This is a genomic window from Paraburkholderia sp. Ac-20347, assembly GCF_017104805.1.
GTDB lineage: Bacteria > Pseudomonadota > Gammaproteobacteria > Burkholderiales > Burkholderiaceae > Paraburkholderia > Paraburkholderia tropica.
Map to the genome: position 1 here is coordinate 1 of NZ_JAAGPN010000259.1, position 11,207 is coordinate 11,207.

An 11,207-nucleotide genomic window follows, 5' to 3' on the forward strand; every position below is an offset into this window, starting at 1 on the left:
TCGCCGAAGCGCAGCCCGCGTTCTCGCCCGACGGCACGATGCCGCCCGGCGCGCCGCAAACCGTGCTGAACGTGCTGATGACGGCCGGTTCGCGCGTGAGCGCGAAGCACGTCGACCTGTCGCAGACATGGACCGACGAATTCGTGACCGGCGTGCAGTCCGCACCAACGCCGACGCAACAAAACACGCAGTAGAGACCGCAAAAGAATCACGCTAAAACGCACATAAAAAAGACCACCCCGGCCGACGGGACCCACCCGCCGCCCCCACCGACCGAACACGGCAGATCAACGCAACCGGCCCGCAAGACGGGCCGACACACCGGGCAACACCGGGACGCATCCCGCACCGGCGAGGCAGCCACGACGCATGCCGCGCCGCCCACGGACGCGTCCTTCAACCAAAGGTATTCGACATGACACCAGCCAGCAGCAGCGCCGCTCCGGCCAGCCCGACCTCCGGCACGGCCGCCCTCGCGCCCGAATCGAAAGCCCGCACCGTGTTCCGCGCGGTCAGCGGCAACTTCCTGGAAATGTACGACTTCATGGTCTACGGCTATTACGCAGCCGCGATCGCGTCGACGTTCTTCCCGGCCGACAGCGAATTCGCCTCGCTGATGCTCGCGCTGTCCGTGTTCGGCGCGGGCTTCCTGATGCGTCCGCTCGGCGCGATCGTGCTCGGCGCGTACATGGACCGTCACGGCCGCCGCAAGGGCCTGATCCTTTCGCTGTCGCTGATGGCCGTCGGCACGCTGTGCGTCGCCGTGGTGCCGGGCTACGCCACCATCGGCATCGCCGCGCCGGCCATCGTGCTGATGGGCCGTCTGCTGCAAGGCTTCTCGGCGGGCGCGGAACTCGGCGGCGTGTCGGTCTATCTCGCCGAAATCGCCACCAAGGGCAACCGCGGCTTCTACTGCTCGTGGCAGTCGGGCAGCCAGCAGGTGGCCGTGGTGTTCGCCGCCGCGCTCGGCGTGGCGCTGCACGCGCTCGTGCCCGCGCCGGAAATGCATAGCTGGGGCTGGCGCGTGCCGTTCGTGGTCGGCTGCATGATCGTGCCGTTCCTGTTCTACATCCGCCGCACGCTGCGCGAAACCGAAGAATTCGAAGCGCGCCGCCATCATCCGGGCATCGGCGAGATCGCGCGCGCCATCGCGAGCAATTACGGCATCGTGCTCGCGGGCATGGGCCTCGTCATCATGACGACGACCTCGTTCTACCTGATCACCGCCTACACGCCGACCTTCGGCAAGGTCGAGCTGAATCTCTCGTCGCTCGACGCGCTGCTCGTCACGGTCTGCGTGGGCGTGTCGAACTTCATCTGGCTGCCGATCGCGGGCGCCGTGTCGGACCGCGTCGGCCGCGCGCCGGTGCTGATCGCCTGCACGGCGCTCGCCATCCTCACCTGCTATCCGGCGATGCAGTGGCTCGTGGCCGCGCCCTCGTTCGGCGCGCTGCTCGCGGTCGAACTGTGGCTCTCGACGCTCTACGCGTGGTACAACGGTGCGATGGTCGTCGCGCTGACCGAACTGATGCCCGCGCACGTGCGCACCACGGGCTTCTCGATGGCGTACAGCCTCGCCACGCTCATCGGCGGCTTCACGCCGGCGATCTCCACGTGGCTGATCCACCTCACCGGCGACAAGGCCGCGCCGGGCGCATGGATGAGCGTCGCCGCGGTGTGCGGCCTCGTCGCCACGCTGTTCCTGTATCGTTCGAAGGCCACGCGCGAACAGTACAAGACCGCGTAACCCGCAACGGAAGGACCGAAGGACCGCCTGGGCATGAGACTTTTGCTCGTCGAAGACAACGAAGAACTCGCGCATTGGCTCACGCGCACGCTGACCGATGACGGTTTCATGCTCGACCACGTCGGCGACGGCGAGGCGGCCGAGGACGCGCTGCGCGCGTCGTCGTACGACGTGGTGCTGCTCGATCTGAATCTGCCGCGCATGTCGGGCAAGGCGCTGCTGCGCCGCATGCGCTCGCGCGGCGACGCCACGCCCGTGCTGATCCTCACAGCCACCGGCGCCATCGACGAAAAAGTCGTCTGTCTGGGCGCCGGCGCAGACGACTACATCGTCAAACCCTTCGACGCGCGCGAGCTGGTGGCGCGCGTCAAGGTGCTGGCGCGCCGCCAGGCGCCCTCGCGCTCGAACCGCATCCGCTGCGGCGACCTGCTCTACGACATGGACAGCCGCCGCTTCTACGTGGATGAAGACGCGCTCACGCTCACGCCGCGCGAACACGCGGTGCTCGAAACGCTGATCCTGCGCGCGAAGAAAACCGTCTCCAAGGCCACGCTCGCCGAATCGGTCAGCGACGCCGACGCGCCCACCAGCGAGGACGCGATCGAAATCTACGTATCGCGTCTGCGCAAGAAGCTCGAAAAGAGCAGCGCCACCATCATCACGCTGCGCGGCCTCGGCTATCTGCTCGAAGACGCCGAAGCCGACGAATAACGCGCACGATGCACGCGCACGATGCCCTCCGCGGATGAAACCCACCAATAGCCTGCGCGTTCGCCTGCTGCTCTGGCTCGTGCTGCCGATGACGGTGTTCATCGCGGCGGCGGGCGTGATTACGCACGGCAACGCGTGGCGCACCGCGAATCTCCTGCAGGACGACGCGCTGCTCTCGGCGGCGCGCGTGATGGCGGGCGACATCGGCTGGGAAGGCAACACGCTTTCCGCGCCGATTTCGCCGAGCGCGATCGAAATCCTGCGCACCGCGAGCCGCGATCAGGTGTTTTTCCGCGTGCAGGAAATCGGCGGGCCGATCATCGCGGGCACGTCCGATTTTCCGCAGCGCGTGCCCGACGTCTCGCCGCAGTGGTACGACGCGAAAGTCGACGGCGTGCCGATCCGCGCGGTCTCGCTGATCCGTCCGATGTACGACGCGGGCGTGACGCGCCGCGTGGTGATTTCGGCGGGCCGCACACTCAACGAACGCGACGCGCTGGCGCTCGCGCTCTGGCGTCCGCAGATGTTCTATTTCGCGGCCATCGTCGCGGCGGCGATCGTGCTCGTGAGCGTCGCGCTCACGCTGGAACTGCGTCCGCTCACGCGGCTCGCGCGCGGGCTGCCCGAGCGCGTGCGCACGTCGTCGGTGCGCATCGACACCGAGCCGCTGCGCACCGAACTGCGCCCGATCGTGAGCGCGTTCAACGAATGTCTCGACATCATCGAGCGCAAGACGGCGATGCAGCGACGCTTTATCGCCGACGCCGCGCATCAGTTGCGCACGCCGCTCACGCTGCTCGGCACGCAGTTGCAGTACGCGCGCCGCCAGCAGGACCCCGAGCGTCTGCACGAAACGCTCACGGCGATGCATCAGAGCAATCGCTCGCTCGTCGGTCTGACGAACCAGCTGCTCACGCTCGCGCAGGCCGAAGCCGCCGATTACACGCAGTTCGAAGGCGTGCGCGTGGACATGCGCGCGGTGGCGACGGGCGTGATCGAACAGCTCGCGCTGCTCGCGCAGCGGCGGCGCGTCGAACTCGTCGCCACGCTCGCCGAGCAGGCCGTGGTGATGGGCAACGAGCAACTGCTCACGGTGCTCGTGTTCAATCTCGTCGATAACGCCATCCGCTACTCGCCCGAAGGCGGCACGGTGGCGGTGACGCTGGTGGGCGCGTCGGCGTCGGTGACGCTGTCGGTCGCCGACGAAGGCGCGGGCATTCCCGACGCGTTGCGCGACAAGGTGTTCGAGCCGTTCTTCCGCGCCTCGACGCAGCCGGGCAGCGGACTCGGTCTTGCCATCGTGCGTGAAATCGCGCGCGCGCATCGCGCGGAGATCCGGCTGGAGCGCGGCGTGGAAGGACGCGGGACGGCGGCGGTGGTGCAGTTTCCGGTCGGCGCGCCGGGCGAAACGCTCGCGGCGCGCTGACGCCCGCGCATCCGCTCAACCTCGTTCGCTCAACCTTGCGCGGGCGCCGAAATCGGCGCGCCGAAAATCGCGCGCTGATACGCCGCCAGCAATTCCGGCTCCTCGATCGAGCCGTGATGATGCAATTGCCGCCAGACGCCGTCGAGCTTCACGAACCAGCGCGTGGTGCGGATGCGCAAATCGAGCGTCGTGCCCGCCGCCGTGAACGTGCCGCGCTCGCGGCCCACGAACAGATGCCAGTCCGCGCCGCCGTTTTCGGTGAAATCGTGGAACGCCACCTGCACGCGCGCCGGCCCTTCGAAGAGCGTGCGATAGCCGTCGCGAATGGCGGGCCAGCCGCGCCGGATGCCGCCGATTGGATTGTCCATGCTCGGCGTTTGAGCGGCCGCGCCGCCCGATTCTTCATTTGACTCGCCGCTTGCCCAGTTCGCGGCGAGCGCATCGAGATCGCGCGCATTGAAGGCGCGGTAAAAGTCGATCAGCGCGTCGAGCGCGCCGCCGTCGTTGGCGCGCGTTTGCGCGCCGTTGATGAAATCGTGTTTCGCTTGCATGGCGTTGCTCTCCTCGGCTCATTCATCGTGTCGCGCGGATGCCCGACATGCACCCAGACTACGCGCGAACGGCTATCTGTAGAACCGAATTGATTTGATACGAGTAATCTTCATTTCAGATAGCTGGCCGGTTCTGTGCTAGCCTGCGCGTCTGCACCTTTCGACCGCGAGGCCCCGTCATGGATCTGACCGACCTGAAAACCTTCGAGGCCGTCGCGCGCCACGGCAGCATGAACAAGGCCGCCGCCGAGCTGAACACCGTGCAGTCGAACGTCACGGCGCGCATCCGCGCGCTGGAGGACGCGTTGGGCCTCGCGCTGTTCGAGCGCCACGCGCGCGGCGTGATCGCCACGCCTGCCGGCAAGCGCATGCTGCCCTTCGTCGGACGCATCGCGAGGCTGATGGACGACGCGCGCAACGCCGCGCGCGACGACGGCACACCCGGCGGCACGCTCGCGCTCGGCGCGCTCGAAACCATCACGGCGCTGCGGCTCTCGCCGCTGCTGACCGAGTTCGCGAGCACGTATGCGGACGTGCGGCTCGTCGTGAGTTCAGGCAACACGCCACGGCTGATGCAGGACGTGGTCGACGGCCGGCTCGACGGCGCGTTCGTCGCCGGTCCGGTGGCGCATCCCGATCTGCGGCAGAGCGTGGTGTTCACCGAGGAACTGGTGCTGGCCACGAGTCCCGCCATTCGCACGCCCGCCGATCTGTCGAAGGTCGCCGACCTCAAGACCATCGTGTTTCAGCTCGGCTGTTCGTACCGGCAGCGGCTCGAAGCGTGGCTCGCGGGGCGCGGCATCGTGACGGCGACGCCGCTCGAATTCGGCTCGCTCGATGCGATCCTGAGCTGCGTGGCGGCGGGCGTCGGCGTGACCTTGCTGCCGGCGGGATCGGTCGCGCCCGCGGCGGCTGCGGGCAAGATCGCGCTGCATCGCATGCCCGCCGACGTCGCGCGCGTGAAGACGCTGTTCGTGCGCCGCCACGACGGTTATGCGTCGAGCGCGCTCACGGCATTTCTCGCTTTGACGCACGCGTTCGCCGAGCGGGACGCGACGTCATCCTCGCCATCCTCACGGCGCACGGGCCGGCGTCAACCGCAGAAAGCCAGCCCCGAGAGCAAGCTCACGAGCGCCGCGGGCGTCAGATAACCGGCGAACGCATACGCCACGAGCGCGATCACGAGCACGCCCACAAGCGCAATCACAAGCGCAATCACAAGCGCAATCACAAGCGCGCCCGCGCAGACGCCCGGAACGCGCCGCTTCACGCGCTCGCTCATGCGGGCTGCGCCGCCAGCCTCGCCACGCGCCGATCGTCGATCGGCATGTGCAGCAAGCCGGATATCACGCCCAGCGCCACCGATCCGTACCAGAGCGGCGCATACGAATGCATCGCGTCGAACACCACGCCGCCCAGCCACACGCCGAAGAAACTGCCGAGCTGGTGGCCGAAGAACACGAAGCCGAACAAGGTCGCGATATAGCGCACGCCGAACACCTGCGAGACGATGCCGTTCGTCAGCGGCACGGTGCCGAGCCACGTGAGTCCCATCACCGCCGCGAAGATGTAGAGGCTCGCGGGCGTGAGCGGCAGCGTCACGAACAGCGCCATCGCCGCCGCGCGCACGAAATAGAGGCCCGAAAGCAGGAATTTGCGCCGCAGGAATCCGCCCGCGTAGCCGCACAAGAACATGCCCGCCGTGTTCGCCAGCGCGATGATCGCGAGCGCCATGCTCGCCTCGCGCGCGCTCATGCCCTTGTCGAGCAGATACGCGGGCAGATGCGCGCCGATGAACGCGAGCTGGAATCCGCACGAAAAGAAGCCGAGATTGAGCAGCCAGAAGCCGCGATGCGCGAACGCTTCTTTCACGGCGGCGCGGATGCCGGTTTCGGATTCGGTGTCGAGATGTGCGTGCGTTGCGTCGGCGGCACGGCCCGCCGGCCGGTCGCGCAACCACGCCGCGAGCGGCGCGCTCGCAAGCATGACGGCCGCGAACGCGAGGATCGCCGTGGTCCAGCCCGCCGCGCCGATCAGCGTCTGCGCAAACGGCACCATCACGAACTGCCCGAGCCCGCCGATCGTGCCCGCGACGCCGAGCGCCCAGCCGCGCCGATCGTCGGGAAAAAGCCGCGACAGCGCGCCATAGACCGTGCCGAACGCAGTGCCCGACAAGGCCACGCCGATCAGCACGCCCACGCCGAAGGTGTAGACGCCCGTCGACGCCGCCAGCGCCATCACGACGAGCCCGAGCGCGTAGAGCAGCGCGCCCGCGCAGATCACGCGCGCCGAGCCATAGCGGTCGGCGATCATGCCGGTGAGCGGCTGCGCGAAGCCCCAGAGCAGATTCTGCAAGGCCAGCGCGAGGCCGAAGGTTTCGCGCGGCCAGCCGCGCGCGAGCGTGACCGGCAGCAGAAACAGGCCCTGCACGTTGCGCACGCCCAGCGCCGCGCCCATCACGATGCCGCCCGCGCCCACCAGCAGCCAGCGCCGCCGCCATGCTTCGTCTCGATCCCACACCGTCGCTCTCCTCGCGCGTGCTTGATTCACGCAGTAAAGCGCGCGAGCGGGGCGGCGTTCAAGCCAGTTTTTGGCGCGATTCGCATGCATAAAACGCATGCGAAAGCCGTTCAGACGACGCCGGGCCGCGCCTCGTCGAGTATCCAGTCGATGACGGCGCGCACGTCGTCGCGCGGCGCTGGGTCGGCGCGGCAGAGCCAGTAGGCGTAGCCGGTCGGACGCGTGGGCCACGCCGCGCCGATGGCGACGAGGCGTCCGTCGGCCAGCATCGGTTCGACCAGCGCATGGCGTCCGAGCGCGATGCCGCGTCCCGCCAGCGCGGCCTGGATCACCTGATCGTAAGTGTTGAAGCGCAGCACGCCGCGCGGCTGCGCCGCGTCGAGGCCGAGTTCGCCGAGATGATCGGCCCAGCGCAACAACGGACGGCGCGGGCCGTCGAATTCGAGCAGCGCATGCTGCGCGAGCGTGGCCGCGTCGAGCGTCGCGACGCCCAGCGACGGATGCGCGACCGGCATCACGTATTCCTCGTAGAGCCGCGTCGCGTCGGGCAAGGCCGCGTTCGCGCCCGCGTAGCGCAAGGCGAGGTCGATGCCTTCGGCGCGCAGGTCGAGCACCTTGTCGGAGGCCGCGACGCGCACGTCGATCTGCGGATGCCTTGCCTGCAGACTGCCGAGACGCGGCAGCAGCCACAATCCCGCCACGCCCAGGCTCGCGGTGATCGTGACCGGCTGGCGCGCGCGCGGCGCCATCAGCGCGCCCATCACGTCCTGCAACTGCGCGACCGCGCTTTCGGCCGTGCGAAACAGGCGCTCGCCCTCGGGCGTGAACGCGATCGAACGATAGCCGCGATGAAAGAGACGCACGCCGAGCAGATCTTCGAGCGCGTTGATCTGGCGACTCACCGCCGACTGCGTGAGACACAGATCCTCGGCGGCGAGCGTGATGCTCATGCGCCGGCCGACCGCCACGAAACCACGGATGAAGTCGAGCGACGGCAGTTTGACGAGCGGCACTGGCATGCGTGTTCCTCATGCGAACGGTGCGAGAAGATTGATTGATGCGCGCGGCGGGGTCAAGTGCAATGTCGGTTCCCGAATCGCTCCTGAAACGCCATGGATTTCGACGACTACGACCCGCCGCCCGAGCGCATCGCGCTGATCGCCGCCGACGGCTACCGCCTCGGCGCTTATGTCTGGCGCGGGCGTCCGTCGATTGAGGCAAGCCCGCGTCCCGTCGTGGTCGTCAATCCCGCCACGTCAGTGCGCTGCCGCTACTACTTCCGCTTCGCCGCCTGGTTGTTCCGGCACGGCTGCGATGTGCTGCTTTACGACTATCGCGGTATCGGCGAATCGCGTCCGCCCGACCTCGCCGCGCTCGACGCCTGCTGGCTCGACTGGGGCGAGCGCGACTGCGAGGCCGCATTACGCTACGCACGCGTGGCGTTTCCGGGTCAGCCGATCGACGTGGTCGCGCACAGCATCGGCGGCTTCGCGCTCGGGCTCGCGCCGTCGAACCGGCACGTGCGCCGCGTCTTCACGATGGGCGCGCAGTACGCCCACTGGCGCGATTACGCGCCGCGCAGCCGCCTCGCGATGCGACTCAAGTGGCACGTCGCGATGCCCATGCTCGCGCATCTGTTCGGCTATGTTCCGGCGGCGCGGCTCGGCTGGATGGAAGACACGCCGCGCGGCGTCGCGTTCGCGTGGAGCCGCAGCCGCGCGCGTTTCGAGGATACCTACACGCGCGCGCCCCTCGCGCGCACGCCGGAGCAGCGCGCCGCGCTGGTCGCGCGCTTCGCGGGACTGCGCGCGCCCACGCTCGCGCTGAGCGTCACCGACGATCCGTTCGGCACGATTGCCGCCGTCGAACGCCTGCTGCGCTATTTCACGCACAGCCGCACGACGCATCTGCGGCTCGCGCCCGCGCAGATCGGCGCGGCGCGCATCGGCCATTTCGCGTTTTTCAACGCGCGTTTCGACGCGACGCTCTGGCCGATCGCGCTCGACTGGCTGCGCGACGCACGCCTGAGTGCGGCCACGCCGGGCACGATCGTGTCAGGCGGCTTCGACCGTGAAGCCGAAGCCAAAGCCGAAGCGAACTGCGCATGCACCGATACCCTCGCCGATCCGCGCCCGTGGCGCTGACGTCATCGGCGAAATTCGACCGGTCGTTCTTTTTTCCACCGATTCTGCTATCGTGCACGAACCGTCCGGTCGCGACGGATTGAATCGCAGCGTCATCAAAACGCCATCGCGCCTTCGCCAGACTGCTTCGGTCGCCCAGACGCGCGTGGACCATTCGAGGACCTCATGAGCGCAGACTTCCAGCATCGTTACGCGTACACCAACGGCATCCGCATGCATTACGTCGAGCACGGCGAAGGTCCGCTCGTGCTGCTCTGTCACGGCTGGCCCGAGTCCTGGTATGCGTGGCGGCATCAGATCGAGGCGCTGGCGGCGGCGGGTTATCGCGTCGTCGCCCCCGATCAGCGCGGATACGGCGACACCGAGACGCCGCTCGACACCGCCGCCTACGACATCCTCAATCTGACCGGCGATCTCGTCGGGCTCGTCAACGCGCTGGGCGAGCATCAGGCGACGATCGTCGGCCACGACTGGGGGTCGATCGTCGCGGCCCACGCGGCGCTGCTGCGGCCCGACCTGTTCCGCGCGCTCGCGCTGTGCAGCGTGCCGTATCTGCCGCGCTCGCGCGTGCGCCCTGCCGTGCACTTCGCCAGCAACACGCAGGAGCATCACTTCTATCAGGAGTATTTCCAGACGCCCGGACGCGTCGAGCGCGAACTCGAAGAGGACGTGCGCCGCGCGCTGCTCGGCGTCTACTACACGGCGGGCGGCGAGAGCCGGCGTCATCCCGAGCACGCGCGCATCGGCTTCATGGCGTTCCCGAAAAACGCGCGCTTCGTCGACAGCCTCGCGTATCCCGACACGCTGCCGCCCTGGCTCAGCGACGCCGATCTCGACGTGTTCGCCGCGCAATACCGCAAGAGCGGCTTTCGCGGCACCATCGACTGGTATCGCAATCTCGACCGCAACTGGGCGCTCACGCCTTTCCTCGACGGCGCGCGCATCCAGCAGCCGACGCTGTTCGTCGCGGGCGAACAGGACGGCGTGATCCGCATGACGGCGAAGGCCTACGAGGCGCTCGAAACCAACGTGCCGCGCCTCGCGCGCAAGGTGCTGCTGCCCGAGGCGGGCCACTGGATCCAGCAGGAACGTCCCGCCGACGTCAACGCGCTGCTGGTCGATTTTCTGCGCAGCGAGGCCGTGCAGCGCGAGTTCGGTTAAGGCGCGCGCGGGTCGTTCCTGGGTCGTGCCGGGTCGCGCATTAGCAGAAAAAAACTTCCGGAAACCGAAAAAAAACCGCCGTCGCGTGCGCCCCACGCGACGGCGTTTATGCGTTGCGCAAATCCGCCCGTCAGGTTATAAATGAAAATAATTCTTATTCAGTAACATGACTGAGCCGATCCATCGGCTGATGCGCCGGCCTGCCGCGCGGGGTGAAAAGGGGAAGTTCGATGTCCGCCGTCCAACTCGACGTGCAGCGGGAAGTGCATGCGCTCTACCGTGACCATCACGGCTGGCTGCATGGCTGGCTGCGCCGCAAGCTCGGCAACGCTTTCGAAGCGGCGGACCTCGCGCAGGACACGTTCTTGCGCATTCTCGGCGCGCACGAGCGGCTCGGCGCGCTCGAACTGCGCGAGCCGCGCGCCTACCTCACCACGGTCGCGCGCCGCGTGCTGCTCAATCACTATCGGCGGCTGTCGCTCGAACAGGCGTTTCTCGACGCCCTCGCCTGTCTGCCGGAGCCGCAGGCGCCCTCGCCCGAAGACCGCTATCTGATCCTCGAAACGCTGCACGAAGTCGATGCGATGCTCGACGGCCTCGCGCCGCGCGCGCGCACGGCATTTCTGCTTGCGCAACTCGAAGGGCTGACCTACGCGGAAATCGCCGAGAAGCTCGACGTCAATGTGCGCACGGTGAAGCGCTATATGGCGAGCGCGTTCGAAGCCTGTTTGCTGATGACGCTGTGAAGCCGCCGTACGTGACCGACGCGGGCGGCGACAGCGCCGCGCACGCCCAGCCCGAGTCCCTCAACACGTTCGATTCCTTCGACGACGACGCGCGTCCGCTCGAACGCGCCGTCGCGCGCGCGGCCGCGCAATGGCTCGTGCGGCTCGCCGACAACCCGACGGCCGAGGACATCGCCGCCTGCTCGCGCTGGCGCGCCGCCG

The 11,207-nt window shown here is 68.1% G+C and carries 11 protein-coding genes and 1 pseudogene; 9 read left to right on the top strand and 3 right to left on the bottom strand.

The genetic code is table 11. The features are described 5' to 3' along the window. The 4 genes and pseudogenes from G3N97_RS31475 to G3N97_RS31490 all read left to right on the top strand — a co-directional run. Positions 1 to 194: pseudogene (locus G3N97_RS31475) on the top strand (hypothetical protein); the annotation flags it as partial. Between the two features lie 221 nt (positions 195 to 415). Next, on the top strand, positions 416 to 1,747 hold the full coding sequence (locus tag G3N97_RS31480; RefSeq protein ID WP_205996850.1) for an MFS transporter: 1,332 nt from the start codon (positions 416 to 418) through the stop codon (positions 1,745 to 1,747). Positions 1,748 to 1,780: 33 nt separating this feature from the next. Further along, on the top strand, positions 1,781 to 2,458 hold the full coding sequence (locus G3N97_RS31485) for a response regulator transcription factor (RefSeq protein WP_205996851.1): 678 nt from the start codon (positions 1,781 to 1,783) through the stop codon (positions 2,456 to 2,458). A 34-nt stretch (positions 2,459 to 2,492) separates the two neighbouring features. Continuing rightward, positions 2,493 to 3,884, top strand: coding sequence for a sensor histidine kinase (locus tag G3N97_RS31490; protein ID WP_205996852.1), 1,392 nt, complete (start codon positions 2,493 to 2,495; stop codon positions 3,882 to 3,884). Between the two features lie 29 nt (positions 3,885 to 3,913). On the opposite strand, the gene G3N97_RS31495 is transcribed toward G3N97_RS31490, so the two are convergent. Continuing rightward, positions 3,914 to 4,435 (bottom strand): nuclear transport factor 2 family protein, encoded by a 522-nt coding sequence (locus G3N97_RS31495; protein WP_205996853.1) that lies wholly within the window; start codon positions 4,433 to 4,435, stop codon positions 3,914 to 3,916. Between the two features lie 179 nt (positions 4,436 to 4,614). Here G3N97_RS31495 and G3N97_RS31500 point away from each other — a divergent pair, with 179 nt between their 5' ends. Next, positions 4,615 to 5,586, top strand: coding sequence for a LysR family transcriptional regulator (locus G3N97_RS31500; protein WP_205996854.1), 972 nt, complete (start codon positions 4,615 to 4,617; stop codon positions 5,584 to 5,586). Between the two features lie 127 nt (positions 5,587 to 5,713). Here G3N97_RS31500 and G3N97_RS31505 read toward each other — a convergent pair whose 3' ends face one another. Further along, entirely contained in the window at positions 5,714 to 6,955 is a 1,242-nt protein-coding gene (locus tag G3N97_RS31505; RefSeq protein ID WP_205996855.1) for an MFS transporter, read from the bottom strand. Positions 6,956 to 7,065: 110 nt separating this feature from the next. Next, entirely contained in the window at positions 7,066 to 7,974 is a 909-nt protein-coding gene (locus G3N97_RS31510; protein WP_205996856.1) for a LysR substrate-binding domain-containing protein, read from the bottom strand. A 93-nt stretch (positions 7,975 to 8,067) separates the two neighbouring features. On the opposite strand from G3N97_RS31510, the gene G3N97_RS31515 reads away from it, so the two are divergent. From G3N97_RS31515 to G3N97_RS31530, 4 genes are all read left to right on the top strand, one after another. Further along, entirely contained in the window at positions 8,068 to 9,099 is a 1,032-nt protein-coding gene (locus tag G3N97_RS31515; RefSeq protein WP_205996857.1) for an alpha/beta fold hydrolase, read from the top strand. A 165-nt stretch (positions 9,100 to 9,264) separates the two neighbouring features. Beyond that, the gene (locus tag G3N97_RS31520; RefSeq protein ID WP_205996858.1) at positions 9,265 to 10,260 is read left to right on the top strand and encodes an alpha/beta hydrolase; all 996 of its coding nucleotides are present in this window, start codon (positions 9,265 to 9,267) and stop codon (positions 10,258 to 10,260) included. 230 nt (positions 10,261 to 10,490) lie between these two features. Next, positions 10,491 to 11,006 carry a sigma-70 family RNA polymerase sigma factor gene (locus tag G3N97_RS31525; protein WP_065059889.1) on the top strand — a complete coding sequence of 172 codons (516 nt, stop codon included), beginning with the start codon at positions 10,491 to 10,493 and terminating at the stop codon, positions 11,004 to 11,006. Next, positions 11,003 to 11,207, top strand: a 205-nt coding sequence (locus G3N97_RS31530; RefSeq protein WP_205996859.1) for a DUF4880 domain-containing protein, incomplete at its 3' end; no start/stop codon positions are given. The genes G3N97_RS31525 and G3N97_RS31530, both read left to right, overlap by 4 nt.

Excerpts from the sequence above, each read along its gene's own strand:
- G3N97_RS31480 (WP_205996850.1), top strand. The coding sequence starts at position 416 with ATGACACCAGCCAGCAGCAGCGCCGCTCCGGCCAGCCCGACCTCCGGC.
- G3N97_RS31485 (WP_205996851.1), top strand. The coding sequence starts at position 1,781 with ATGAGACTTTTGCTCGTCGAAGACAACGAAGAACTCGCGCATTGGCTC.
- G3N97_RS31490 (WP_205996852.1), top strand. The coding sequence starts at position 2,493 with ATGAAACCCACCAATAGCCTGCGCGTTCGCCTGCTGCTCTGGCTCGTG.
- G3N97_RS31495 (WP_205996853.1), bottom strand. The coding sequence starts at position 4,435 with ATGCAAGCGAAACACGATTTCATCAACGGCGCGCAAACGCGCGCCAAC.
- G3N97_RS31500 (WP_205996854.1), top strand. The coding sequence starts at position 4,615 with ATGGATCTGACCGACCTGAAAACCTTCGAGGCCGTCGCGCGCCACGGC.
- G3N97_RS31510 (WP_205996856.1), bottom strand. The coding sequence starts at position 7,974 with ATGCCAGTGCCGCTCGTCAAACTGCCGTCGCTCGACTTCATCCGTGGT.
- G3N97_RS31515 (WP_205996857.1), top strand. The coding sequence starts at position 8,068 with ATGGATTTCGACGACTACGACCCGCCGCCCGAGCGCATCGCGCTGATC.
- G3N97_RS31520 (WP_205996858.1), top strand. The coding sequence starts at position 9,265 with ATGAGCGCAGACTTCCAGCATCGTTACGCGTACACCAACGGCATCCGC.
- G3N97_RS31525 (WP_065059889.1), top strand. The coding sequence starts at position 10,491 with ATGTCCGCCGTCCAACTCGACGTGCAGCGGGAAGTGCATGCGCTCTAC.